Annotated in this window: 24 protein-coding genes; 11 read left to right on the top strand and 13 right to left on the bottom strand. The window is 68.0% G+C overall.

Going from position 1 to position 23,839, the window contains the following annotated elements; genetic code table 11:
* Positions 1-2: 2 nt before the first annotated feature.
* From AC5Y7E_RS21025 to AC5Y7E_RS21015, 3 genes are all read right to left on the bottom strand, one after another.
* The gene (locus AC5Y7E_RS21025) at positions 3-872 is read right to left on the bottom strand and encodes a glycine betaine ABC transporter substrate-binding protein (RefSeq protein WP_499921489.1); all 870 of its coding nucleotides are present in this window, start codon (positions 870-872) and stop codon (positions 3-5) included.
* Complete coding sequence (locus AC5Y7E_RS21020; protein ID WP_499921491.1) at positions 869-2,077, bottom strand: NAD(P)-dependent malic enzyme; 1,209 nt, start codon at positions 2,075-2,077, stop codon at positions 869-871. Before AC5Y7E_RS21020 ends, AC5Y7E_RS21025 begins: the two co-directional genes overlap by 4 nt.
* Positions 2,078-2,149: 72 nt before the next feature.
* On the bottom strand, positions 2,150-3,139 hold the full coding sequence (locus tag AC5Y7E_RS21015) for a malate dehydrogenase (RefSeq protein WP_499950607.1): 990 nt from the start codon (positions 3,137-3,139) through the stop codon (positions 2,150-2,152).
* A 190-nt stretch (positions 3,140-3,329) separates the two neighbouring features.
* Here AC5Y7E_RS21015 and corA point away from each other — a divergent pair, with 190 nt between their 5' ends.
* On the top strand, positions 3,330-4,430 hold the full coding sequence (corA, locus tag AC5Y7E_RS21010) for a magnesium/cobalt transporter CorA (protein WP_499921495.1): 1,101 nt from the start codon (positions 3,330-3,332) through the stop codon (positions 4,428-4,430).
* 76 nt (positions 4,431-4,506) lie between these two features.
* Here corA and AC5Y7E_RS21005 read toward each other — a convergent pair whose 3' ends face one another.
* Genes AC5Y7E_RS21005 through AC5Y7E_RS20980 form a run of 6 tightly spaced genes read right to left on the bottom strand, consistent with a single transcriptional unit; the run spans position 4,507 to position 9,996 of the window.
* Positions 4,507-5,094, bottom strand: coding sequence for a suppressor of fused domain protein (locus AC5Y7E_RS21005; protein WP_499921496.1), 588 nt, complete (start codon positions 5,092-5,094; stop codon positions 4,507-4,509).
* Entirely contained in the window at positions 5,091-6,269 is a 1,179-nt protein-coding gene (locus AC5Y7E_RS21000) for an ABC transporter ATP-binding protein (RefSeq protein WP_499921498.1), read from the bottom strand. The genes AC5Y7E_RS21005 and AC5Y7E_RS21000 overlap by 4 nt, the downstream gene beginning before the upstream one ends.
* Before the next feature lie 4 nt (positions 6,270-6,273).
* Positions 6,274-7,113, bottom strand: coding sequence for a carbohydrate ABC transporter permease (locus tag AC5Y7E_RS20995; RefSeq protein ID WP_499950606.1), 840 nt, complete (start codon positions 7,111-7,113; stop codon positions 6,274-6,276).
* On the bottom strand, positions 7,103-7,990 hold the full coding sequence (locus AC5Y7E_RS20990; protein WP_499950619.1) for a carbohydrate ABC transporter permease: 888 nt from the start codon (positions 7,988-7,990) through the stop codon (positions 7,103-7,105). The genes AC5Y7E_RS20995 and AC5Y7E_RS20990 overlap by 11 nt, the downstream gene beginning before the upstream one ends.
* 44 nt (positions 7,991-8,034) lie before the next feature.
* On the bottom strand, positions 8,035-9,447 hold the full coding sequence (locus tag AC5Y7E_RS20985; protein WP_499950605.1) for an extracellular solute-binding protein: 1,413 nt from the start codon (positions 9,445-9,447) through the stop codon (positions 8,035-8,037).
* A 24-nt stretch (positions 9,448-9,471) separates the two neighbouring features.
* A complete protein-coding gene (locus tag AC5Y7E_RS20980; RefSeq protein WP_499921504.1) occupies positions 9,472-9,996 on the bottom strand; it encodes a YflT domain-containing protein in 525 nt (174 codons plus the stop codon).
* A 224-nt stretch (positions 9,997-10,220) separates the two neighbouring features.
* On the opposite strand from AC5Y7E_RS20980, the gene AC5Y7E_RS20975 reads away from it, so the two are divergent.
* The 5 genes from AC5Y7E_RS20975 (at position 10,221) to AC5Y7E_RS20955 (ending at position 15,499) form a co-directional block, all read left to right on the top strand.
* A complete protein-coding gene (locus AC5Y7E_RS20975; RefSeq protein WP_499921505.1) occupies positions 10,221-10,847 on the top strand; it encodes a DUF4190 domain-containing protein in 627 nt (208 codons plus the stop codon).
* Positions 10,848-10,918: 71 nt separating this feature from the next.
* Complete coding sequence (locus tag AC5Y7E_RS20970) at positions 10,919-12,226, top strand: magnesium transporter MgtE N-terminal domain-containing protein (RefSeq protein ID WP_499950604.1); 1,308 nt, start codon at positions 10,919-10,921, stop codon at positions 12,224-12,226.
* Positions 12,223-12,765 carry a DUF1003 domain-containing protein gene (locus tag AC5Y7E_RS20965; protein ID WP_499921509.1) on the top strand — a complete coding sequence of 181 codons (543 nt, stop codon included), beginning with the start codon at positions 12,223-12,225 and terminating at the stop codon, positions 12,763-12,765. Before AC5Y7E_RS20970 ends, AC5Y7E_RS20965 begins: the two co-directional genes overlap by 4 nt.
* A 107-nt stretch (positions 12,766-12,872) precedes the next feature.
* Positions 12,873-14,279, top strand: coding sequence for a lytic transglycosylase domain-containing protein (locus tag AC5Y7E_RS20960; protein WP_499950603.1), 1,407 nt, complete (start codon positions 12,873-12,875; stop codon positions 14,277-14,279).
* A gap of 62 nt (positions 14,280-14,341) precedes the next feature.
* Positions 14,342-15,499 carry an Mrp/NBP35 family ATP-binding protein gene (locus AC5Y7E_RS20955; protein WP_499921512.1) on the top strand — a complete coding sequence of 386 codons (1,158 nt, stop codon included), beginning with the start codon at positions 14,342-14,344 and terminating at the stop codon, positions 15,497-15,499.
* Positions 15,500-15,532: 33 nt separating this feature from the next.
* Here AC5Y7E_RS20955 and tatB read toward each other — a convergent pair whose 3' ends face one another.
* The 4 genes from tatB to sigE form a co-directional block, all read right to left on the bottom strand.
* Positions 15,533-15,949, bottom strand: a complete 417-nt coding sequence (gene tatB / locus AC5Y7E_RS20950; RefSeq protein ID WP_499950602.1) for a Sec-independent protein translocase protein TatB — start codon at positions 15,947-15,949, stop codon at positions 15,533-15,535.
* Positions 15,949-17,463 carry a serine protease HtrA gene (gene htrA, locus AC5Y7E_RS20945; RefSeq protein WP_499950601.1) on the bottom strand — a complete coding sequence of 505 codons (1,515 nt, stop codon included), beginning with the start codon at positions 17,461-17,463 and terminating at the stop codon, positions 15,949-15,951. Before htrA ends, tatB begins: the two co-directional genes overlap by 1 nt.
* A 144-nt stretch (positions 17,464-17,607) precedes the next feature.
* The gene (rseA, locus tag AC5Y7E_RS20940; RefSeq protein ID WP_499921517.1) at positions 17,608-18,003 is read right to left on the bottom strand and encodes an anti-sigma E factor RseA; all 396 of its coding nucleotides are present in this window, start codon (positions 18,001-18,003) and stop codon (positions 17,608-17,610) included.
* A gap of 129 nt (positions 18,004-18,132) precedes the next feature.
* A complete protein-coding gene (gene sigE / locus AC5Y7E_RS20935; RefSeq protein WP_499921519.1) occupies positions 18,133-18,888 on the bottom strand; it encodes an RNA polymerase sigma factor SigE in 756 nt (251 codons plus the stop codon).
* 201 nt (positions 18,889-19,089) lie between these two features.
* Here sigE and AC5Y7E_RS20930 point away from each other — a divergent pair, with 201 nt between their 5' ends.
* The 5 genes from AC5Y7E_RS20930 to AC5Y7E_RS20910 all read left to right on the top strand — a co-directional run bounded on the left by AC5Y7E_RS20930 (position 19,090) and on the right by AC5Y7E_RS20910 (position 23,788).
* Positions 19,090-19,758, top strand: coding sequence for an O-methyltransferase (locus tag AC5Y7E_RS20930; RefSeq protein WP_499921521.1), 669 nt, complete (start codon positions 19,090-19,092; stop codon positions 19,756-19,758).
* Positions 19,759-19,884: 126 nt separating this feature from the next.
* Positions 19,885-20,523: a TetR/AcrR family transcriptional regulator gene (locus AC5Y7E_RS20925; RefSeq protein ID WP_499921522.1), complete on the top strand. Its 639-nt coding sequence runs from the start codon at positions 19,885-19,887 to the stop codon at positions 20,521-20,523.
* Positions 20,513-21,466, top strand: a complete 954-nt coding sequence (locus AC5Y7E_RS20920) for an ABC transporter ATP-binding protein (RefSeq protein WP_499921523.1) — start codon at positions 20,513-20,515, stop codon at positions 21,464-21,466. The genes AC5Y7E_RS20925 and AC5Y7E_RS20920 overlap by 11 nt, the downstream gene beginning before the upstream one ends.
* On the top strand, positions 21,463-23,106 hold the full coding sequence (locus AC5Y7E_RS20915) for an ABC transporter permease (protein WP_499921525.1): 1,644 nt from the start codon (positions 21,463-21,465) through the stop codon (positions 23,104-23,106). The genes AC5Y7E_RS20920 and AC5Y7E_RS20915 overlap by 4 nt, the downstream gene beginning before the upstream one ends.
* 7 nt (positions 23,107-23,113) lie before the next feature.
* Positions 23,114-23,788 (top strand): methyltransferase family protein, encoded by a 675-nt coding sequence (locus tag AC5Y7E_RS20910; RefSeq protein WP_499921526.1) that lies wholly within the window; start codon positions 23,114-23,116, stop codon positions 23,786-23,788.
* The last annotated feature ends 51 nt before the right edge of the window (positions 23,789-23,839 follow it).

Raw genomic sequence — 23,839 nt, 5'->3', positions numbered from 1 at the left:
CCTCAGCGGCCGAGCGGATGCTCGGCCAGCCAGCCGGCCGCCACCGCCTGCGGATCGGCACCGGTATGCACCTGCCGGCGCATCTCGACCAGCGCCGCGGTGTCCAGCACGCCGGCCACTTCGTTGATCGCCAGCAGCTGCCGATCGCTGAGCGCGTTGCGGCGATAAAGCGGCACCACATTCTCGGCACGGATCAGCGCGGGTTTGCCGTCGGCCAGCGCGACCAGGTCGCCGGGGATGCCGGGGTCGGCCGAGGTGGTCCACCCCGCCGTCAGCTGTCCGCTCCGAATTGCAGCGAACATCGTTGCGGCATCGGGAAATTCGCGCGGCTGAGCAAGCCGGCAGGAGCCGACCGTCGACGGTTCCTGATGTCCGGCGACCGTCCCGACAACGAGGCCATCGCAGTGGCGGGGCAGCGTGCTCAACTCCGCACTGACATCACTACCGCCCCACGCCTTGGCGGTGGGCCCACTGACCAGCAACACGGGCTTGTCTTCGGCGGCCGTCGTGTAGTCGCCCGCCACCACTCCTTCGGGCAGCGCAGCGATCATTGCGCGGTAGACGTCTTTGTCCGACATCGCCGTCGCGCCGGGCTGCAAAGCTTGCAACGTGCGGCCGGTGAGGGCGGGGACGACGGTGAATGCGCCGGAATCCAATTGGGGCTTCGGCTCGGCCGCCGCCGCGGCCCGCGCACCGAAACCGTATGACCGCAGGGCGGCGACGTAGACGCCGGCCAGCAGTGCCGAATCGGCGTCAGGCCGGGATCCGACCACGACTTCGGCGCTGGCACGACGGTCCGCGGTGCCGGGTGCGCAACCGGCCACAGCGAGTGCGGCGGCGAGCAGCGGCACCGCCAGCCTGCCGACCCTCACCCCCGGGCGACGGAAGTGTCTGGGGCATCCGTGGCCAGTGCCACCGCCCTGGCGACGGCTTCCCCGACCCGGGTGTCCAGCGGGCTCGGGACGATCCGGTCGAGCGCCAGATCGTCGCTGGCGACGGAGAAGATCGCCTCGGCCGCGGCGACCATCATCTTTTCGGTGATGCGGCGCGCGCCGGCTTCCAGCGCACCGCGGAACACCCCGGGGAAGGCAAGCACGTTGTTGATCTGATTCGGGAAATCGCTACGGCCGGTGGCCACCACCGCCGCGTATCTGGCCGCGATATGCGGGTGGATCTCCGGGTCCGGGTTGGACAGCGCGAACACGATCCCGCCGGGCGCCATGGTGGCGATCATCTCTTCGGGAACCACGCCCCCCGACAATCCCAGAAACACGTCGGCGCCCCGGATGGCTTCGGCGAGGCTGCCGGTCAGGCCGGCCGGGTTGGTGCGCCGCGCCAGAGCCACCTTGACGTCGTTCATGTCGTCGCGACCGGTGTGCAGAACCCCACGCGAGTCGAGCACGGTGATATCCGAAACACCCATCACCATAAGGAGATTGGTGCACGCGACGCCGGCCGCACCGGCTCCGGACACCACCACCTTCAGCGAGCCCATGTCGCGACCGAGCACCTTGCTGGCCCCCATGAGCGCGGACAGCACCACGATCGCCGTGCCGTGCTGGTCGTCGTGCATCACCGGGCAGTCCAGCGCCTCGATGAGACGACGCTCGATCTCGAAACAGCGCGGCGCCGAAATGTCCTCCAGGTTGACTGCGCCGAACGTCGGGCGCAGGCGCACCAGTGTTTCCACGATCGCGTCGGGATCCTTGGTGTCCAGCACGATGGGGATGGCGTTCAGCCCGCCGTACGCCTGAAACAGGGCGCACTTGCCCTCCATGACCGGCAGCGACGCCGACGGCCCGATGTCGCCCAGGCCCAGTACCGCGCTGCCGTCGCTGACCACGGCCACCAGCCGGTTCGCCCAGGTGTACCGGGCGGCCTGGGTCTGGTCGGCGGCGATCGCACGGCTGACCTGTGCCACGCCGGGGGTGTAAGCGATCGACAGAGCGCGCTGGGTGTCCAGCGGGGATGTCAGGCCTACGGAAAGCTTGCCGCCTACGTGTGCCTCGAAGATCTCCGCGTCGGTGATCACGCCGTTCCCGGCTTGCGTCTGTATCGATTCAAGCAACTCGGACACGCGCTTCAGCGTACTGACTACCCATTAGTAGCCCTAATTGGTGAGGTGGGTCATACCACCGCCCCGCCGTCGCTAGATCAGCTTCAGCTCGGTGACCGCGCTGCGCTCGTCGACCAGCTCGGCGGTGGTCTTGTCGATGCGGCCGCGGGAGAACTCGTCGATCTCCAGCCCCTGCACGATCGACCAGTCGCCGTCCTTGGTGGTCACCGGGAACGACGACACGATGCCCTCCGGCACGCCGTAGGAGCCGTCGCTGTAGACCGCCATCGAGACCCAGTCCCCCTCCGGGCTGCCCAGCAGCCAGGACCGGGCGGCGTCGACGGTGGCCGAGGCGGCCGACGCCGCCGAGGAGGCGCCGCGCGCGTCGATGATCGCCGCGCCGCGCTTGGCGACCGTCGGGATGAAGTCGTTCTCGATCCAGTTCTGGTCGTTGACCACCTCGGCGACGTTCTTGCCGCCGACCTCGGCGTGGAAGATGTCGGGGTACTGGGTGGCCGAGTGGTTGCCCCAGATGGTCACCTTCTTGATGTCGGTGACCGCCGCGCCGGTCTTCTTGGCCAGCTGCGAGATCGCCCGGTTGTGGTCCAGGCGGGTCAGCGCGGAGAACCGCTCCTTCGGGATGTCCGGGGCGTTGCTCAGCGCGATCAGCGCGTTGGTGTTGGCCGGGTTGCCGGTCACGCCGATGCGGACGTCGTCGGCGGCGACCGAGTTCAGCGCCTTGCCCTGCGCGGTGAAGATGGCGCCGTTGGCCTCCAGCAGGTCGCTGCGCTCCATGCCCGGGCCGCGCGGCCGCGCCCCGACCAGCAGCGCGAGGTTCACACCGTCGAAGATCTTGTTCGCGTCCGCGCCGATCTGGACACCGGACAGCAACGGGAATGCGCAGTCGTCCAGCTCCATCACGACGCCCTCGAGCGCCTTGAGGGCGGGCTCGATCTCCAGGAGACGCAGCTCGATCGGGCGGTCGGGGCCCAGCAGCGAGCCACTCGCCAGGCGGAACAACAGGCTGTAGCCGATCTGGCCGGCGGCGCCGGTGACGGCGACCTTGAGAGGACTTGCGCTCACGTCGATGTACTCCTTGTGGAGATGTTCGTGCAGGTTCGGGTTTCGGCTCGAAACTAGCGCACTCTTGTCGGCCGCCGATGTCCGGTCCGCTACCAGGGCTTTCCCGATACCAGATCGTCGCGTTTCGATCAGCCGGAACGCGTACCATTGACCACCGCCCGGTGGGAGCTGCGCACGGTGGGAGGTGGATGTGTTCCAAGGATTTGACGCATTGCCCGAAGCGCTTCGGCCCCTTGCGCACGAACCGCACCCCAAGCCGGACCCGGCCCCCGAACCGCCCAAGGAGACGCTGGTTGACTGCGCCGTCTACGCCGACGGCGAGCGGTTGCCGGGCAAGCTCGGGTACGCGGCCGCCCTGGACAAGGTGCACGAGATCGAAACGTCGGGGCACGACGCCTTCGTGTGGGTCGGCTTGCGTGAACCCAATCAGTCCGAGATGCAGGAAGTGGCCGACGTGTTCGGGCTGCACCCGCTGGCCGTGGAAGACGCGGTGTGCGCGCATCAACGGCCCAAGGTGGAGCGCTACGACGACACTTTGTTTCTGGTGCTCAAGACCGTCAACTACGTGCCCCACGAATCGGTGGTGCTGGCCCGCGAGATCGTCGAGACCGGAGAGATCATGGTCTTCGTCGGCAGGGATTTCGTGGTCACGGTGCGGCACGGCGAACACGGCGGACTGTCGGACGTGCGCAAGCGGATGGACAGCGACCCGGAGCAGATGCGGCTGGGCCCCTACGCGGTGATGCACGCGGTCGCCGACCATGTGGTGGACCACTATCTCGAGGTGAGCAGCCTGATGCTGTCCGACATCGACGGCATCGAGGGGCTGGCGTTCGCGCCGGGCAGCAAGATCGACGTCGAACCGATCTATCTGCTCAAGCGCGAGGTGGTCGAACTGCGCCGGTGCGTCAATCCGCTGTCGACGGCGTTCCATCGCATCCAGATGGACAACAAGGACGTGATCTCCAAAGAGGTGCGGCGCTATCTGCGCGACGTCGCCGACCACCACTCCGAGGCCGCCGACCAGATCGCCAGCTACGACGACACGCTCAATTCGCTGATCCAGGCGGCACTCGCTCGGGTCGGCATGCAGCAGAACAACGACATGCGCAAGATGGCGGCCTGGGCCGGTATCTTGGCGGTTCCCACCATGGTCGCCGCCATCTACGGGATGAACTTCCACTTCATGCCCGAGCTGAATTGGACGTGGGGCTACCCGGCGATCATGGCCGTGATGGCCGTCGCCTGCGTCGGACTGTATTTCCAGTTCCGCCGCAACAACTGGCTGTAACGGTTTGTCGGCGAGCAGACACAAAAGCGCCCGAATCGTCGGCGTGTCGCGGACTTTTGCGTCTGCTGGTCCGTCATCAGCGGGGTTGTGCCGCTGGGCGTTTCGGATCCAGCACGTCGACGCCGTCGTTCTCCCACGCCTGGCGCATCGCCGCGGCGCCCTTGAGCCGCACCCACGCCGCTTCGGTCGCGGTGATGGGAGTCGCCGACAGGAACTGCACCGGGTCGCGGGGCGGGTCCAGCGGCAGATCGCCAATCCCGCTGCGGCCCAACAGGACAGCGGTGAACGGCACGCGCGAAGAAGGGGACGCCCAGATCGGCGAGCCGAGATCGATCAGCGCGTCGGCGCCCAGCACCACACCGTCGACGGCCGGCGTCGCCGCCAGGATCGCCATGCTGCGCGCAACGCCGGTCACCGGACCGGGATCGCGCAACTGCAGCACGATTTCGGCGCGCGGACCGCGCAAGGGATCGGCGATGTCGAGCGTCGGTTCGGTCATCGGGTGGCGCGAGCATCCGAGCGTGACGTAGTGCACCGTGTGGTCCGGCTCGCGGAAACGCAACACCTCGATGGTCTCGGTGCCCAGAAACGTCACGCTCGCCGCATCGGGCGCGACGTCGGTGAAGTAAGCCCGCAGGTGTGCGCGCACCTGATCCGACGTCACGGTGACTCCGACGGCGCGATCGTCAGGTTGACACCGGAATCCGCATCGAAGACCACCAGCTTGGCGGGGTCGAACGCCAGCTCGATCGGTTGTCCGATGGCCGCCTTCGATTCTGCGGGAACCCTTGCCACGAACTGGTTTTCATGGGCGTTCGACTCGGCGGCCAGGTCGTCCAACTGAGCCGAGTGCGCGGCCCACGCCGCGGTGGAGAAGTAGACGTACTTGTCAGCGCCCAGCGACTCGACCAAGTCGACCTTCACCTGGAAGGTCAGCGCCCTGATGCGCTGGTAGCCGTCGATCAGCGCGGCGTCGGACAGATGCTCGGGGCGCACGCCGACGATGACGTTCGCGGGTTCCGGATGCCGGCCGATCACCTCTTGGATTTCCGGGGCCAGCATCACCTCGCCAAACGGCAGCTTGAGTCCAACGGGCGTCAGCGTGGCGGGAAAGAAATTCATCGCCGGCGAGCCGATGAAGCCGGCGACGAACAGGTTGGCGGGCTGCTCGTACAGCTCGTCCGGTGTGCCGATCTGTTGCGCGACACCGGAATGCATCACCACCACGCGGTCGCCCAGCGTCATGGCCTCGGTCTGGTCGTGCGTGACGTAGACCGTCGTGGTGCCCAGCCGCTTCTGCAGCCTGGCGATCTCGCCACGCATCTGAACCCGCAGTTTCGCGTCCAGGTTGGACAGCGGCTCGTCCATCAGGAACGCCTTGGGATGGCGCACGATGGCGCGACCCATCGCCACCCGCTGTCGCTGACCGCCCGACAACTGCGAGGGCTTGCGGTCCAGAAGATCGGTCAGGTCAAGGGTTTTGGCGGTCTCTTCGACCTTCTGGGCGATCTCGGACTTCTTCATCTTGGCCAGCGTCAGGGGAAAGGCGATGTTCTGCCGCACCGTCATGTGCGGATACAGCGCATAGGACTGGAACACCATCGCGATGTCGCGGTCTTTGGGCGCCTTCTCGTTCACCCGTTCGCCGCCGATGCGCAGCTCGCCGGACGAGATGTCCTCCAGCCCCGCAATCATGTTCAGCGTCGTGGTCTTGCCGCAGCCGGAAGGGCCCACCAGGATCAGGAATTCGCCGTCGGCGATGGTGAGGTTCAGGTCATGCACCGCCGTGGCGCCGTCGGGGTAACTCTTGCTGACGTGATCCAGCGCAATCTCGGCCATCGAGTTATCCCTTCACCGCGCCGGAGGTCAACCCGGCGACGATTCGTCGTTGGAAGATTAGAACAAACACGATGATGGGAACCGTGATCACGACGGCACCCGCCGCGATCGAGCCGGTCGGCTCCTCGAACTGGGAACTGCCGCTGAAGTTCACGATCGCCACCGGTGCGGTGATGGCCGCTTTGGTGGCCGTCAGCGTCAACGCCAGCAGCAGATCGTTCCAGGCGAAGATGAATACCAGGATCGCCGCCGTCACCACGCCGGGCGCCGCCAGCGGCACGATCACCTTGCGGAACGCCTGAGCCGGCGTCGCGCCGTCCATTTTCGCCGCCTTCTCCAGATCCCAAGGGATCTCCCGGAAGAAGGCCGACAGCGTGTAGATCGCCAGCGGCAGCGCGAAGGTGATGTACGGCAGCATCAGGCCGGGCCAGGTATCGAACAAGCCGATGAATCGTTCGATGTTGAACAGCGGTGTCACCAGCGAGATCGCGGGGAACATGGTGATCAGCAGGGTGGTCCCCACCAGCAACCGCTTGCCCGGAAAGCGCAGCCGGGCAATCGCATACGCCGCCATCGCACCGAGCACCACCGCGATCACGGTGGTGATCAACCCGATTCCGACGGAGTTAACCAGCGCCGAGCTGAAGAAGTCGCCGCGAAAGATGCCGCGATAGTTGTCCAAGGATGCCGATGACGGAATCAGCTTGCCGTCCTTGACCGTTGAGCTCGGTTTCAACGACAGGCTGAAGATCCACAGCACCGGAACGAGCGCGTACACCGCCACCAGGGTGTCGATGACGGCCCAGATGGCGGTGCGCCGGGCGCCCGCCCCGTTAGCGGCCATCGACGTCGCCCCCGGGCGCCGCCGCGCCGAACATCTTGATGAACACCAACGCGATAAGACCGGCACACAGGAAGATCAGCACGCTGATGGCAGAGCCGAGGCCGACATTGAAGCCCTTGAACAGGTTGTCGTAGCCGAGCATCGACACAGATCCGGTGTTGTTGGCGCCGTTGGTGATCACGTAGATGTTGTCGAAGATGCGAAACGCGTCCAGGGTCCGGAACAACAGGGCGACCACCACGGCCGGTTTGATGATGGGCAGCGTGACTCCGGTGAGCCGCCGCCACGCGCCGGCCCCGTCGACTTGGGCGGCTTTCAGCAGATCTTCTGGGACCAGTGCCAGACCGGCCAGCAACAGCAGCGACATGAACGGCGTGGTTTTCCAGACCTCGGCGAGGACGACGATCGCCAGCGACGAGATCTGATCGGTCAGCGGCGCACTGCCCTGCGGCAACAGGTTCGCCAGATAACCGGTGCCCGGCGTCCACGCGTAATACCAGCTGTAGGACGCGACCACGGTGACGATGCCGTACGGGATCAGGACCGCGGTGCGCACCAGGCCTTTGCCGACCAGGGTGCGGTGCATGACGAGCGCCAGCGCCAGGCCCAGGACGAACTCCAGGGACACCGAAACCACCGTGATGCCCAGGGTCACCGCCAGCGCGGTCCACCAGTACCGGTCGGTCAGGATCGTCAGGTAGTTGTTCAGGCCGACGAACGCGGTGTCATTGGGGACGGCAAGGTTGTTGCGCTGCAGGCTCAACCACACGGCGTAGCCGATCGGATACGCCGTCACCACCAGCATCAGGATCGCCGCCGGTGCGACCAGAAGGAGCGCCAGCCGCTGTTCGGACGGCCTGCCGCGCAGTCGTGGCATCGCGGAAGGCGTTCGCGCGGCGCCGGTTTCGGGGACAGCGCGCGTCACGGAAGCAATCCTTTTCCGTCGATCGCCTTCTGCACCTGGGTGCTGAGCTCGTCGGCGGTCCGCTCGGGGTCGATCTGGGCGATCGGGCTCAGCGTCGCGGCGAGCCGGATGGCCACACCCTGGTACACCGGCGTCGCCGGGCGCACCGCGGCATCGGTGAGCTGCCGGCGAATGATGGTGTACATCGGGTACTTGCTCTGGAATTGCGGATCGGAATACAGCGACGTGCGCACCGGCGGCAGGCCGCCTTCGATCGATACGTACTTCTGGTGCGCCAGATTACGCAGGCAGCGAATGGCTTCGAATGCTTCGGCACGATGACGGGTGGTGCTCGCCACCGCCAGGTTGGCCCCGCCGATGGTCACCTTGGCCGGACGGCCCGGCGCCACACCGGGATACGGCGCGAAGCCGAACACCTGCCGGCTGGCTTGATACGCAATCCGGAACTGCTGGTCGTTGGGCACGAACGTGCCGGCGGCGTTGAGGCTGCCGGCCAGCTCCGGATTCCGGTTGAGCGGCAGGAAGGGCACCCCGCCCTTCACCGCGTTCTCCAGCATGGACGCCAGCGCGTATGGCCAGTTGACGGCGAGCGCGGCCCGACCTTGCTCGACCGCCAACCGCGCGGTGCTCTCGTCGGTCCGGCTGATCGACGGATCGGCGCCGGGCGCGACGGCCACCGACTTGAGGATGCGCAGCGCGTTGACGGTGGCGGCCCGGTGCACCGGCGTGTCGGTGAGCGTGACGCGGCGCCCGTCCTCGGAGAGCACCTGGCCGCCCCCGCTGACCAACAGCGAGTTGAACCAGACGACAAGACCTTCGCCCTCGTTGGCCTGCACGCCGATCCAGCTGGGCTGCCCCGCGTCGTGCAATCTGGTGGCCTCGGCCACCATGTCGTCCCAGGTTCGCGGCGGCTGAGACACCAAATCGGGCCGATACCAGAGCAATTCGGTGTTGGTGGTGACGGGGGCTCCGAACAGCTTGCCTTGCCAGCGCGCAGTCGACAAAGGCCCCGGCAACGTGTCCGCCGTCGCGTCGGCCTCGGCTCGCCCTGCTGGATCGTCGGACAACGGCACCGCCCAACCAGCCTCGGCGAACTCGGCCGTCCACACCACGTCCAGCGACATCACGTCGAGCGTGCGGTCGTGTCCGGTCAGCCGGCGGGCCAGCTGCAAACGCTGCTCGCCGGGGGCCCGGGGCAGGCTGATCTGCTGGATGGCGAAGCGGCCATTGAATTGTTTCGTACAGTCCTGGGCCACCGCGGTGAACGTCGCACCGTCGGCGGCCGTCGTGTAGAAGCTGATGACCAGCCCGTGCCCCCCGGAACCGCACGCCGCCAGCCCCCCGGCGATGATCGCCGTCGCGAGCGCGATTGCGCCCGTCCGGCGCACGCGCCCGCGCCGACTCACCACTGCTTCACACCTCTCGCGCGCGCCTCAGATCGCCAAGCGCGCCAACAGGTCCCGCGCCTTCTCTGCGTTTTGCGGATCACAGAGCACGTCGTACCGCCCGGCTACCAACTGCATGGTCGAGCTGAAATCCCTTGTGCCGCGGGCCATCGAATAGGGAACAGCGGAAGTGATCAGCCCGAAGAAGACACCGGCGACCAGACCCGTGGCCAGCGCCCCCCACGGGTTCGGGCTGAAGAAGCCCAGCACGAGGCCGATGAACAACCCCAGCCACGCTCCGCTGAGCACGCCGCCGCCGAGCACCTTCGGCCACGTCAGCCTGCCGGTGACCCGCTCCACCTGCATCAGGTCGACGCCGACAATGGTCACCTGCTGCACCGGGAACTGCTGGTCCGACAGGTAGTCGACGGCGCGCTGCGCCTCGGCGTAGGTGGGATAGGACCCGACCGGCCAGCCCCGCGGCGGCGTCGGCAGTCCCGGCGTCCCACGGCGTCCCGCCGCGCCCGGAGGCGTGGCGCCGGGAACCTGCCCCGGCTGGAAAGGATTAGTCATCGCCGCTCATTGTCCTCCGCGTCGGCCGTGGTTTCATCTCAGGCCTGTCCACCCTATCCACCGACGTTTCGTCACCTGCGAAAACATGCTGCGTCCCGCGTTGCAATGTCGGGCCCCGGCCGCGACGAGCCGGGATTTCGCTGCTGCCGGCCCCGAAATGTCGGTGTGCCCGTCGGCGATTCGCGGCGGCAACCGCCACCTGCGCATGGGCTAGGTTGAACACCATGACAGCACCCGGGCGCGGCTTCGGCGAGGGTGGCCACGACGACAAGGCCGACTCGCCCGCCGGCGGCGCGGCCGGCGAGCAGCCGGACGCGACCGCGCCCTGGCATCCGCCCGCCGCGCCGCCGCCCGAATCCGCGCCGCCGTACCCGCCGCCAAACCCCGAACACGTATCCGGCTATCCACCGCCGTACCCGCCGCCCGTTGCTCCGCCGCCCGGGTACGAGCAGCCGCCGGGCTATGGCGCACCGGCCTATCCGCCGCCGCCTCCGCCCTATGGCGGCCCGCCCACCTACGGGCCGCCCGCTTATTCGGGCGGCTTCTACCCGACGCCGGATTATCAGGGCGGCTACTACCCGACGCCCGATTACCACGGTGGCTATGGATCTGTCCCGCCCCAGAAGCCTGGGACGAACGCGCTGGCAATCGCCTCCCTCATCTCTTCGTTCACCGGCCTGTTGTGCTGCGTCGGGTCGATCGTGGCCATCGTGCTCGGTGCGATCGCCGTGAGACAGATCAAGCGAACCCGGCAGGACGGCTTCGGCCTGGCGGTTGCCGGCATCGTCATCGGAATCGCCACGCTGGGCGTGACTTTGGTGTTTTTGCTCTTCGCGATGCACACGCGTTAGCGCATCAGACCCAGCTCGGCCGCAGCGGGGTTGTCTGTCACCGGGCCGACGGCTGCCTAGGCTCTACTTCCATGGGATCGGTCAACAGGGTGTACGTCGCGCGGCTGGCGCGGATGTTGGTGTTGGGTCCGCTCGGCGAATCCGTCGGCCGAGTGCGTGACGTCGTGATCAGCATCAGCATCGTTCGCCAGCAACCGCGGGTGCTCGGCCTGGTCGTCGACCTCGCGACGCGGCGCAGCATCTTCATCCCGATCTTGCGCGTCGCCTCCATCGAGCCCAACGCCGTGACGCTGAGCACCGGCAACGTGTCGTTGCGTCATTTCGTCCAACGGCCCGGGGAGGTGCTCGCGATCGGCCAGGTGCTCGACACCGTCGTCAAGGTCAACGACCCCGAACTGCCCGAGTTGGCCGGCCTGGACGTGGTGGTCACCGACCTGGGCATCGAGCAGATCCGAACGCGCGACTGGATGGTGAGCCGGGTCGCCGTGCGCAGCCAGCGCCGGCTGGGACGGCGGGGCCCCGTCCACGTCGTCGACTGGCACAGCGTGCAGGGCTTGACGCCCTCGGCCCTGGCGCTGCCCGGCCAAGGCGTGGCGCAACTGCTGGACCAGTTCGAGGGCCGCAAACCGGTCGACGTGGCCGACGCCATCCGCGGGCTGCCGGCCAAGCGTCGCTACGAGGTGCTCAAGGCGCTCAACGACGACCGGCTGGCCGACATCCTGCAGGAACTGCCCGAGCTGGATCAGGCCGAGGTGCTCTCGCAGCTGGGCACCGAGCGATCCGCCGACGTGCTCGAGGAGATGGACCCCGACGACGCCGCCGACCTGCTCGGCGTGCTGAATCCGACCGACGCGGAGATGCTGCTGACCCGCATGGATCCCGGGGATTCGGCCTCGGTGCGCCGGCTGCTCACCCACTCGCCCGATACCGCGGGCGGACTGATGACCTCGGACCCGGTGGTGCTGACCGCGGACACGGCCGTCGCCGAGGCGCTGGCCCGCGTCCGCGATCCGGATCTCAGCATCGCGCTGTCGTCCATGGTGTTCGTGGTGCGGCCGCCCACGGCGACGCCCACCGGGCGCTACCTGGGTTGTGTGACGCTGCAGCGACTGCTGCGGGAGGCACCCGGCGAATTGGTCGGTGGGATCGTCGACAGCGACCTGCTCACCTTGACGCCGGAAACGCCGCTCGTCTCGGTGACCCGCTACCTCGCCGCGTACAACCTGGTGTGCGGACCCGTCGTCGACGACCAGAACCATCTGTTGGGAGCGGTCACCGTCGACGACCTGCTCGATCACCTGCTGCCGCACGATTGGCGGGTGGATATGCAGGAACTCGACACCGCCGGCCGGCTCGAAGGACTGGGAGGACCCGCGTGAGCAAGTCCACGACACCACGGGGGCTGTACACGCCCCGGACGTCGCGCAGGTACTCGCCGCGGCTGGATCCCGATACCGTCGGGCAGTTCACCGAGTCGATCGCTCGCTTCTTCGGCACCGGCCGCTACCTACTGCTACAGACGGTCGTGGTCTTCGTGTGGATCGCGCTGAACCTGTTCGCCGTAGGACTGCGCTGGGACCCGTATCCGTTCATCTTGCTGAACCTGGCCTTCTCCACGCAGGCCGCCTACGCGGCGCCCCTGATCCTGCTGGCCCAGAACCGCCAGGAGAACAGGGACCGCGTCGCACTGGAAGACGATCGCCGCCGGGCCGCGCAAACCAAGGCCGACACCGAGTACTTGGCCCGCGAACTAGCCGCCGTGCGACTGGCCGTCGGCGAGGTGGTGACGCGTGAATACCTGCGCCACGAGCTCGAGGATTTGCGCGAGATGTTGGCTGGATTGCAGCCCGAAAGCGCAGCTGGCGACACGATTTCGGACGGCGACGCCCTCGAGCGAACGACTAAGAAATCCAGGTGAGAACCATTTCGACCATTGCGCCACTCGTGTCACAAGAGTTATGTATGGTGATCTGGTTCACCGAGCTAACAGAAAGTTGACCCAGCTCACACATCTAGGACGGTCGAGTGCGCATAGGGGGAAGCCGGGGTGAAAGCCCCGCCGCCGCGTCTCTGCGGCAGCGAGCACTTCGGAACACGCGCAAGCCGATTTTCGGCGTGGCAATGATTGCTCCATTGGTCTTCGCGGGGGCGGTCAGCGCAGCGGCTCCCTCCCTTCCGGTGCGCATGCCGCCGCGGCATGCCGCCGTCACCCCGGTGGCCGCGGTCTCCCCGACCTTCCCCGATCTCACCGGGCCCGCCGTCGTCGCGATGGACCGGGGCCCCACCGCCTTTCACGTCGCCGGGCCCGCGTTGTCCGCTCCGCCGCCGGCGATGATCGTGAATGCGCGTGGCGCACTGGGCATTCCGAGCATCGCGCTCGCCGCCTACCGCAATGCGGAACAGAAGATGGCCGTCGCCGCGCCGGGCTGCGGCGTCAGCTGGAACCTGTTGGCCGGAATCGGGCGCATCGAGTCGGGCCACGCGGGCGGCGGTGCGGTCGACTCACGCGGCACCGCGATCACCCCGATTTACGGCCCGTCCCTGGACGGTTCGCTGCCCGGCAACGAGACCATCATCCAGAGCAGCGCGGGCAACCGCGTCACCTACGCCCGCGCGATGGGGCCGATGCAGTTCCTGCCGGGGACGTGGGCGCGCTACGCCTCCGACGGCAAGGGCGACGGCGTGGCGGATCCACAGAACATCTTCGACTCCACCCTGGCGGCCGCCCGATACCTGTGCAGCGGCGGACTCAACCTGCGTGAGCAGTCGCAAGTGCTGACCGCGATCCTGCGCTACAACAACTCGATGCCCTACGCGCAGAACGTATTGGGCTGGGCGGCGGCCTACGCCACCGGCGTCGTGCCCGTCGACCTGCCGCCGATGACCGGGCCGCCGCCGCCGCTGGGCGACGCGCACCTCGAGCACGCCGAAGGGCTCGGCCCCAACCTGCCGATGAACATCAACGGCCTGCCGCTCGACGACCCGCTGGCCCGCATTCCGCTGATCGACTTGAGCAGCCCGGGGCTCCCCGGTTCCCAGCCGACGTTCCCGTGGATGACGCCCACGCCTGCGCAGGCGCCCGCCCGGGTTCCCGGTTGCACGGTGATCTGCATCGGTTCGCAGGGCACGCCACCCGCGGGTCCGGCGCAGCCGTTCGCTCCGCCACAGCCATTCGGTGCCCCGCCACCAGCGGCGCCGGCGCCGTTCGGCGCCCCGCCCCCTGCGCCGCCGCCGATCGCGCCCCCGGCGCCGCCGCCGTTCGGCGCGCCACCCCCGGATGCCGGCCCGCCGCCGGCGCCCCCGGTCGCGGTGCCGTCGCCCCCAGCCGCCGGGCCCTCGCAGGCGGCGCAGGCGCCCAAGTCCGCCGGCCCGTCGGGCGCGGCGCCCGGCGTCCTCAAGCCGAAGCACCCGGGACCGGTTTCGGCCAGCTAACCAGCCCGTGGCGAAGGGTCGCCGCGAAACCGGATCGTCGCGCACGCCTACACTCGGCGGTGATGTCCCGCCATGACTCTTCCGATTCAGCAGCCGACCTGAGCGCGGCGATCCGCACCGCCCTGGGCAAGGTGATCGACCCCGAACTGCGGCGTCCGATCACCGAACTCGGCATGGTCAAGAGCATCGACACCGAGCCAGACGGCGCGGTGCATGTCGCGATCTACCTGACCACCGCCAGCTGTCCGAAGAAGACCGAGATCAGCGACCGTGTCAGCCAGGCGGTCGCCGACGTCCCGGGCACCGGCGCGGTCAAAGTCACCCTGGACGTGATGAACGACGAGCAGCGCACCGAGTTGCGAAAGCAGTTGCGGGGCGATGCCCGCGAGCCGGTTATCCCGTTCGCCCAACCGAATTCGCTGACCCGGGTCTACGCCGTCGCGTCCGGGAAGGGCGGGGTCGGCAAGTCCACCGTCACGGTCAATCTGGCGGCGGCGATGGCGGCCCGCGGCCTATCCGTTGGTGTGCTGGACGCCGATATCCACGGCCACTCCATCCCCCGGATGATGGGCACCACCGACCGGCCCACCCAGGTCGAGTCGATGATCCTGCCGCCCATCGCGCACGAGGTGCGGGTCATCTCCATCGCTCAGTTCACCGAGGGCAACACCCCGGTGGTGTGGCGCGGGCCGATGCTGCACCGCGCGCTGCAGCAGTTCCTGGCCGACGTCTACTGGGGCGATCTCGACGTGCTGCTGCTCGACCTGCCGCCGGGGACCGGGGACATCGCCATCTCGGTGGCGCAGCTGATCCCGAATGCCGAGATCCTGGTGGTGACGACGCCGCAGCTGGCCGCCGCCGAGGTGGCCGAGCGGGCCGGCAGCATCGCGCTGCAGACCCGGCAGCGCGTCGTCGGCGTCGTGGAGAACATGTCCGGGCTCACCCTGCCCGACGGCTCCACGCTGCAGGTGTTCGGTGAGGGCGGAGGCCGGCAGGTGGCCGAGCGGCTCTCCCGGGCGGTCGGCGCCGACGTGCCGCTGCTGGGGCAGATCCCGCTGGATCCCGAGCTGGTGGCCGCGGGCGATTCCGGCACGCCGCTGGTGCTCAGCGCACCCGATTCGCCGGTCGGCAAGGCGCTGCGCGGAGTGGCCGACAGCTTGTCGTCGCGCAAGCGCGGGCTCGCCGGCGTATCGCTGGGGCTCGACCCGACGCGGCGCTGAGGCTCTGACGACGCCCGCGGCGCGCGGTGGCGCTCAGGTCGCGTCGGCGTCGAATGGCGTGTGACCGCCGGGCCGCTGTTCGGCCGCCATCGCCTGGCCGTTCGCCGCGGCGGAGTCCGACGGCGCGATGTGCGGCGGCGCGCCGTTGACCGGTTTGTCGAAGCTGCCGGTCAGGAAGGAGTCGTCGCCGTCGAGCAGATGCTTGGTCAGCGCCGCACGCGGCGTCATGCCTCGTAGCTTCTGCAGTTCGCTGAGCGGAACGCGCAGCTCGTCGAACTCCGGGCCGAGGTCCTCGCGCAGCTGATTGGTCACGCCGCTGAGGTAGTCACGCGCCTGACGCAAGGCGTTCGACGTCCACCGGATGGCGCCCGGCAGCCGCTCCGGCCCAAGGACCACCAGCCCGACCACGACGAGGACGAGCATGTGCTCCCAGCTCAGGCTGCCGAACATCAGCTGCCGTCAGGGTCTGGTTTGACGGTCAGCGTGACGTGCCGGCCGTCGCGGACGACCTCGATCGGGGAATCCTGGCCGATGGTCAACTGCCGCACGGCGACGACGAACTCGTCGGCGTCGGCCACCTTGCGGTTACCGACCTTGACGACGACGTCGTTCTCCAGGATTCCGCCCTTTTGCGCGGGGCTGCCGGCCTTCACGTTCGCCACCTGGGCGCCGGAGGCGATCGCGTTGCTGACCGACCGGGTGCTGACGCCCAGCGTCGGGTGCACGATCTTGCCGTCCTTGATCAGCGTCTCGGCGACCTGCTTGGCCTCGTTGATCGGAATCGCGAAGCCCAGCCCACTTGCGCTGTCGGACAACGACTTACCGGCCGTGTCGATGCCGATCACCTGGGAATCCATGTCGATCAGCGGACCGCCGGAGTTTCCGTGGTTGATCGAGGCGTCGGTCTGTAGCGCGTCGATCACCGTGTCGGTGTCCGAGCCCTCCCCCGACAGCGGCACCGGCCGGTGCAGCGCGCTGATGATGCCGTGCGTCACGGTGCTGCGCAGGCCCAGCGGCGCACCCGCGGCCAGGACCTCGTCGCCCACCCGCACCTTGTCGGAATCGCCGAGGCGCGCGACCGACAGGTTGTCGACGTTGTCGACCTTGAGCACGGCCAGGTCGGTCTTGGGGTCGCGGCCCACCAGGTTCGCCGGCACTTCCTTGCCATCGTTGAACACCACCGTCGTCTTGAACTGGCTGGGGTTGTTCGCCGCCTCGGAGATGACGTGGTTGTTGGTGACGATGTAGCCGCGGCCGTCGACGACGACGCCGGAGCCCTGCATGCCTTCCTGGTCGCTCTTGGACTCGATGGTCACCACCGCACCCGCCGTCGCGGCCGCCACCTTGGCGAAGCGTCCGGCCGGCGCTTCGCCGTTGCCGTTGGTCGACAGCGTCACCTTCGAGGTGGTGAACGCCTCGGCGACCTCGGCCGTCTTGCGGCCGATCACACCGCCGAGCACGCCGATGACCAACGCGATCAGCAGCAGGATCAGCAAGGCAAGGTAGGAGACCTTGCCGCCGAACAACACGTCGCGCACGCCCAGTTTGCCGCCGTAGCCCAGCGCGGTCCCGGAGCGCGACGGCGCCACCGCCGGCGTGCCCAACGCCGCCGCGGCCCCCGGGTCTCGCCAGGGATCGTCTTGCCCGTCGGGCCCCACACCGTTTTTCTCGCCGGCCAGCGCGTTGGCGTCCACCGGGTGGCGCTGCAGCGAGTCGGGGCTGCCGTCGGGCCGGTGGAAAGCTTCCTGCAGCACGGGGTCGGCCGGCCGGTTGCTCGGCCGGAATTCGGCCTGATCCCGGTACTTCTGCGGGCGGACCCGTTCGGCCACGAACGACCCGCGCAGCCCGGCGGGACGACCGAACTCCCGGGTCGATGCGGGGTCGACCGGCGGACGCGAGACGGGGCGCGGCGCTAAGCGGTTGCCGCTGTCTTTTGCTTGGTCGTAGCCTTGGTCGGAGGTCACGTTATCCCTTTTGGATCCTCTACTTGAGCGCTCGAGACAGGCCTTTACCGGGCGAAATTCGCGGCACCGGCGTTGTCCGTGTCCACCCTAGTATCCATGGCGCGCCGTCGGTCGGCATGAACCGCGTGTGGGGTGGGCTGGACGCTACCGGCGCTTGCGCCGCTCACGTCCGTCACGGTCGGCGAAGCGGTCGGTTGCCTGCGCGGAGGAGTCGTCGGGCGACTCATAGGGAATGTCGGCGAGCATGCCGAGCAGCGTGCTGGGGATGCGGATGGGGCACGAATCGCGCAGCGCAGCGCGCGCCCGGCTCTGGTCCTCGACCTCGCGCGCACACTGGGCGCACAACGACAGATGATGCGCGGCCCGCAGGTGCGCGTTCATCCGGAGCTCGCCGTCGACGAACGCCGCGATCGCTTCGACGGACAGGTGCTCGGTGGATCCGAACTGGCGCGGTGCCCCGATGGGCGCGTCGCTCTGGGAGGCGAACTGAGCGGGGAGCCAGGAAAACGCGCGACGGAACACATGTCCACGATCGGGCATCACCAACTCCTCGCCATTCATTTCTTAACGCCGCCTTATTCGAATGTAACGCGAGAGGGCGCGCGATGCCGAGGCCAAGACCGCAAAGCCGCTGAATAGCTGCCCGACCGTTAGGCGGGCGGTCGGCGATTACGCCGACTTGGCGCGCACGGCGTCGTGATCGGGATGCGCGGCCAGGTAGTCCCGCAGCGCCTGGCGGCCGCGGTGAATGCGGCTGCGGACCGTGCCCAGTTTGACGCCCAGCGTGGCACCGATCTCCTCGTAGGACAGACCCTCGATGTCACACAGCACGACGGCGGCACGAAATTCCGGCGGCAGCGAATCGAGCGCGGCCTGCAGGTCGGGGCCCAGCCGGGAATCGTGGTAGATCTGCTCGGGGTTCGGTTCGTCGGCGGGCACCCGCTCGTAATCCTCGGGCAGCGCCTCCATCCGGATGCGCGAGCGCCGGCGCACCATGTCGAGGAACAGGTTCGTGGTGATGCGGTGCAACCACCCTTCGAACGTTCCCGGCTGGTAGTTCTGCACCGACCGGAAGACCCGGATGAAGGTCTCCTGGGTGAGGTCCTCGGCGTCGTGCTGATTGCCGGAAAGCCGGTAGGCCAGCCGGTACACCCGGTCGGCGTGCTGGCGCACCAACTCGTCCCAGGACGGCATGGCCGCCTTGTCGCCAGTCGCGTCGAACACCGCAGTCCCTTGCAGCACGTCGGACGGCTCCACCCACTCGTCGGCGGGGAGCTCCTGCGCATGAGACATGCTGGACGGGCTGAGAAGCGTGGTGATGATCAAATCCTCCGAATCCGGCGTGCCGAACAATGGCACTTCGTCACTGGCGGCAACAGGTAGTTCCCATTCGGTATTCCCGGTCCAACGCCCTCCGCGATCCATAGGGCTACCGTCGCGTACCGGAGTATGTGCGGTATATGAACAATCTGAGCTGACCCTGAGAAACCGTATCGTTACCTGCGCTGTGCAGGAGATATCCATCGCGCAGTGACCTTAAACGCAGTTGGACAGTTGGGCGTGTCACCCCGATCTGATTCAGGCGCGCCTGTCGGACTGCGCGCCGAAGTGGAATACGCTGCCCGCATGGACGGCACCGACGCAGAAGCCCCCGGCCAGGCAGCGCCCAGCCGGGCCGAATCGCTCTTCGCGCACGCCGAAAGCTCGATATCGGAAGACGCGCTGTTGGCGGCCGCGCGGGAGCGGGCCGAGGACATCGGCGCCGGCGCGGTGACACCGGCGGTCGGCGCGCTGCTGAGCCTGCTCACCAAGCTGAGTGGCGGCAAGGCCGTCGCGGAGGTGGGCACCGGTGCCGGCGTCAGCGGGCTGTGGCTGTTGTCCGGCATGAGCGACGACGGCGTCTTGACGACGATCGACATCGAGCCCGAATACCTGCGGCTGGCCAAGCAGGCGTTCACCGAAGCCGGCGTCGGTCAATCGCGCACCCGGCTGATCGGTGGCCGCGCGCAGGAGGTGCTCACCCGGCTCGCCGACGAGTCCTACGACCTGGTGTTCATCGACGCCGACCCGATCGATCAGCCTGACTACGTCGTCGAGGGCGTGCGGCTGCTGCGCCCAGGCGGCGTGATCGTGGTGCACCGCGCCGCGCTGGGCGGCCGTGCGGGTGACCCGGCCGCCCGCGACGCCGAGGTGGTCGCGGTGCGGGAGGCGGCGCGGCTGATCGCCGAGGACGAGCGCCTCACCCCGGCGCTGGTGCCGCTCGGCGACGGCATCCTGGCCGCCGTCCGCGACTGATCCGGCCGACTCGGACCGCCCTATTTGCCGCTGACCACCCTTTTTGGGGTGCCCGCCACGCCTTTACGAAATCTTGACGCGTGTCTTCCTTGACCGACGACTGAACGTGCGTTTAATGTCCTGAACATGCGTTCAGCCGACTTGACGGCAGCCGCCCGGATCCGCGATGCGGCCATCGAGCAATTCGGCGAGCACGGGTTCGGCGTCGGGCTTCGCGCCATCGCCGAAGCTGCCGGCGTGAGTGCCGCGCTGGTGATCCACCACTTCGGCTCCAAGGACGGCCTGCGCAAGGCCTGCGAGGACTACATCGCCGAGACCATCCGCGGCACCAAGTCCGAGGCGCTGCAATCCAACGACCCGGCCACCTGGTTCGCCCAGATGGCCGAGATCGAGGAGTTCGCGCCACTGATGGCGTATCTGGTGCGCAGCATGCAGACCGGTGGAGAACTGGCGAACATGCTGTGGCGCAGGATGATCGACAACGCCGAGGAATACATGGAAGAGGGCGTGCGCGCCGGGACGATCAAGCCCAGCCGCGACCCGAAAGCGCGGGCCAGGTACCTGGCCATCACGGGCGGCGGCGGCTTTCTTCTCTACATCCAAATGCATGAAACGCCAACGGATCTGCGCGCAGTACTGCGCGATTACTCACGCGACATGATATTGCCCGCACTCGAGGTCTACACCGAGGGACTGCTGGCCGACCGGACCATGTACGACGCATTCCTGGCCGCTGAAGATCAAGGAGAATCCGATGCCAAGTGACACATCCATTCGTACTGCGCCCATCGAGATCCACGGTCTCACCAAGAGTTTCGGTGCGGTGCGGGCGCTGGACGGCCTGGACCTCACGGTGCAGGAAGGCGAAGTACACGGGTTCCTCGGCCCCAACGGCGCCGGGAAGTCGACGACCATTCGCATCCTGCTCGGCTTGGCGAAGGCCGACGGCGGCAGCGTGCGGCTGTTCGGCGGCGACCCATGGACCCAGGCCGTCGCCCTACACCGTCACATCGCCTACGTACCAGGCGATGTGACGCTATGGCCGTCGTTGACCGGCGGCGAAACCATCGACCTGCTGGCGCGCATGCGGGGCGGCATCGACAAGAAACGGCGCGCCGAGCTGATCGAACGCTTCGACCTGGACCCGCACAAGAAAGTCCGCACCTACTCCAAGGGCAACCGCCAGAAGGTCTCGCTGATCTCGGCGTTCTCGTCCCAGGCCAGGCTCCTGCTCCTGGATGAACCCAGCAGTGGGCTGGACCCCTTGATGGAGAACGTGTTTCAGCAGTGCGTGGCGCAGGCCCGCGACCGGGGTGCGACGGTGTTGTTGTCCAGCCACATCCTGGCCGAAACGGAAGCGTTGTGCGAACGGGTGACGATCATCCGCGCCGGCAAGACCATCGAAAGCGGTTCGCTGAGCTCCATGCGGCACCTGAGCCGCACCTCCATCAAGGCCGAAATGACCGGCGATCCAGGCGATCTCAGCCGGATCAAGGGTGTCGAGGACATCAGCGTCGAGGGCAACACGCTGCGCGCCCAGGTCGACAGCGAAAGCCTGGGCGAGCTTATCCGCGTGCTCGGCGATGCCGGGGTGCGCAGCCTGGTCAGCCAGCCGCCGACCCTCGAAGAGCTTTTCCTTCGCCACTACGACACATCGGACGGCGACGGTCGGCACGGCCGCGACGAGGCCAAGGTGTCGCTGTCATGAGCACCACTACGCTGGACCGGCCATTCGCGTCGGCATCGCCTGTGCCGCAGAAGAGTTCGAGTTTTTCCGGCACGCTCGCCATGTTGCGGCTCTATCTGCGGCGTGACCGGATCTCGATGCCGCTATGGGTGTTGCTGCTGTCGGTGCCGTTGGCGACGGTGTACGTCGGCAGCATCGCGAAAATCTACCCCACCACTTCCGCCCGCGCCGGGTTCCAGGCCTCCATCATGGCCAGCCCGGCCCAGCGCGCCCTCTACGGCCAGGTCTACAACGACAGCCTTGGCGCCGTGGGTATTTGGAAAGCCGGGATGTTTCACACGCTGATCGCGGTGGCCGTCATCCTGACAGTGATCCGGCACACCCGCGCCGACGAGGAGAACGGGCGGACGGAGCTGGTGGATTCGACCGCTATCGGCCGCTTCGCCGCCCTGAGCGCGGCGCTGCTGCTGTCGTTCGGAGCCTCGATTGCGACCGGCGCGATCGGTGCTGTCGGCCTGCTGAGCACCGACGTCCCGGCCGCCGGCTCGCTGGCATTCGGGGCCGCGCTGGCCTGCACCGGCCTGGTGTTCACCGCCGTCGCCGCGGTGGCCGCCCAGCTGTCGCCGAGCGCCCGGTTCGCCCGCGGGGCGGCCTTCTGCGTGCTGGGCGCCGCGTTCACCCTGCGTGCCGTTGGTGACGCCGGTGCCGGCACGCTGTCGTGGCTGTCTCCCCTCGGTTGGTCGCTTCAGGTCAAACCGTATGCCGGCGATCGCTGGTGGGTGCTGCTGCTGCACCTGGTGACGACGGCCGCGCTGACCGCCCTGGCGTATCGGCTGTTGGCCGGCCGCGACGTCGGCGCCGGGCTTGTCGCGGAACGCCCCGGCCCCGCCACCGCGGCGCCCGCGCTGGGCGACGCCTTCGGGCTGGCGTGGCGGCTCGACCGCGCCGCGCTGCTGCTGTGGACAGTGGGACTGTGCCTGTACGGCCTGCTGATCGGCAGCGTGGTGCACGGGATCGGCGACGAGCTGGGTGACAGTGGCGGGGCGCGCGACATCGTCGCACGGATGGGCGGCACCAGTGCTCTCGAGGAGGCGTTCATTGCCGTGGCGTTCGCGATGATGGGCATGGTGGCCGCCGCGTTCGCCGTCTCGCTCACCCTGCGACTTCACCAGGAGGAGTCGAGCCTGCGGGCCGAAACGGTGCTGGCCGGCGCGGTGTCGCGAACCCGTTGGCTGGCAAGCCATCTGGTGATTGCCCTAGCTGGCTCCGCGGTCGCGATACTGGCCAGCGGAATCACCGCCGGTGTCGTCTATGGCGTCGCGGTCGGCGACGTCGGCGCCGAACTGCCCACCGTCGTTGCAAGCGCGGCCGTCCAGCTGCCCGCGGTGTGGCTCTTGTCGGCCGTCACCGTCTGCGTGTTCGGCATTGCGCCACGCCTGACGCCGGTGGCCTGGGGTGTCCTGATCGTCTTCATCTCCCTATACCTGATCGGGTCGTTGGCCGGGTTCTCCCAGTGGTTGCTCGACGCGGAGCCCTTCGCGCACATACCGCGGATCGGCGCCGATTTCACCGTCGTACCCCTGCTCTGGCTGTCGGCCATCGACATAGGGCTGATGACGCTGGGGGCCATGGCTTTTCGACGCCGCGATCTACGCAACTAGGAGCATGATGAAAACCGGCATCCGTATAGCGGCGTCATCGGTGTGGGGCATCCTCTCGCTGGCCCTGATCCTGCTACTGCCAGCCGGCACGCTGCACTACTGGCAGGCGTGGCTCTTTGTCGCCGTGTTCACGGCTGCGACGCTGATCCCCACCGTTTACCTGGCCCGGACCAATCCCGCGGCCCTGCAACGCCGCATGCGCGCGGGTCCGCGGGCGGAACCCCGGAAGGCGCAGAAGTTCATCATCACCGGCTCGTTTCTCGGCCTTTTCGCGACGATGGTGTTCAGCGCTCTCGATCATCGGTTCGGCTGGTCGTCGGTGCCTCCCCTGGTGTCATTGCTCGGCGACGTGCTGGTGGCGGCGGGCCTCGGCATCGCCATGCTGGTGATCGCCCAAAACAGTTATGCCGCAGCCACAGTCACGGTGGAAGCCGGCCAGACGGTCGCTTCCCGGGGCCTCTATCAGTTCGTCCGCCACCCGATGTACGTCGGGAACGTGACCATGATGATCGGTATCCCCTTGGCGCTGGGCTCTTATTGGGGTTTGCTCTTCGTCCCCGCGGGCGCCCTGGTGCTGGCGCTGCGCATCCTCGACGAGGAAAAGCTGCTCGTCCGGGAACTACCCGGATACCGCGAATACGCGCGGCGCGTGCGCTACCGGCTGGTGCCCTACCTCTGGTAGCCGCCGGATCAGCCGCCGAAGGCGTTCGCGCGCTGCGCTACGCGCTGCAAA

It is taken from the genome of Mycobacterium sp. NGS17 (assembly GCF_059813205.1).
This window is presented reverse-complemented; position numbering and strand designations above follow the sequence as displayed.

Excerpts from the sequence above, each read along its gene's own strand:
- AC5Y7E_RS21000 (WP_499921498.1), bottom strand. The coding sequence starts at position 6,269 with ATGGCCGAGATTGCGCTGGATCACGTCAGCAAGAGTTACCCCGACGGC.
- AC5Y7E_RS20995 (WP_499950606.1), bottom strand. The coding sequence starts at position 7,113 with ATGGCCGCTAACGGGGCGGGCGCCCGGCGCACCGCCATCTGGGCCGTC.
- AC5Y7E_RS20990 (WP_499950619.1), bottom strand. The coding sequence starts at position 7,990 with ATGCCACGACTGCGCGGCAGGCCGTCCGAACAGCGGCTGGCGCTCCTT.
- AC5Y7E_RS20980 (WP_499921504.1), bottom strand. The coding sequence starts at position 9,996 with ATGACTAATCCTTTCCAGCCGGGGCAGGTTCCCGGCGCCACGCCTCCG.
- AC5Y7E_RS20975 (WP_499921505.1), top strand. The coding sequence starts at position 10,221 with ATGACAGCACCCGGGCGCGGCTTCGGCGAGGGTGGCCACGACGACAAG.
- AC5Y7E_RS20970 (WP_499950604.1), top strand. The coding sequence starts at position 10,919 with ATGGGATCGGTCAACAGGGTGTACGTCGCGCGGCTGGCGCGGATGTTG.
- AC5Y7E_RS20955 (WP_499921512.1), top strand. The coding sequence starts at position 14,342 with ATGTCCCGCCATGACTCTTCCGATTCAGCAGCCGACCTGAGCGCGGCG.
- tatB (WP_499950602.1), bottom strand. The coding sequence starts at position 15,949 with ATGTTCGGCAGCCTGAGCTGGGAGCACATGCTCGTCCTCGTCGTGGTC.
- rseA (WP_499921517.1), bottom strand. The coding sequence starts at position 18,003 with ATGCCCGATCGTGGACATGTGTTCCGTCGCGCGTTTTCCTGGCTCCCC.
- sigE (WP_499921519.1), bottom strand. The coding sequence starts at position 18,888 with ATGGATCGCGGAGGGCGTTGGACCGGGAATACCGAATGGGAACTACCT.
- AC5Y7E_RS20930 (WP_499921521.1), top strand. The coding sequence starts at position 19,090 with ATGGACGGCACCGACGCAGAAGCCCCCGGCCAGGCAGCGCCCAGCCGG.
- AC5Y7E_RS20925 (WP_499921522.1), top strand. The coding sequence starts at position 19,885 with ATGCGTTCAGCCGACTTGACGGCAGCCGCCCGGATCCGCGATGCGGCC.
- AC5Y7E_RS20920 (WP_499921523.1), top strand. The coding sequence starts at position 20,513 with ATGCCAAGTGACACATCCATTCGTACTGCGCCCATCGAGATCCACGGT.
- AC5Y7E_RS20915 (WP_499921525.1), top strand. The coding sequence starts at position 21,463 with ATGAGCACCACTACGCTGGACCGGCCATTCGCGTCGGCATCGCCTGTG.
- AC5Y7E_RS20910 (WP_499921526.1), top strand. The coding sequence starts at position 23,114 with ATGAAAACCGGCATCCGTATAGCGGCGTCATCGGTGTGGGGCATCCTC.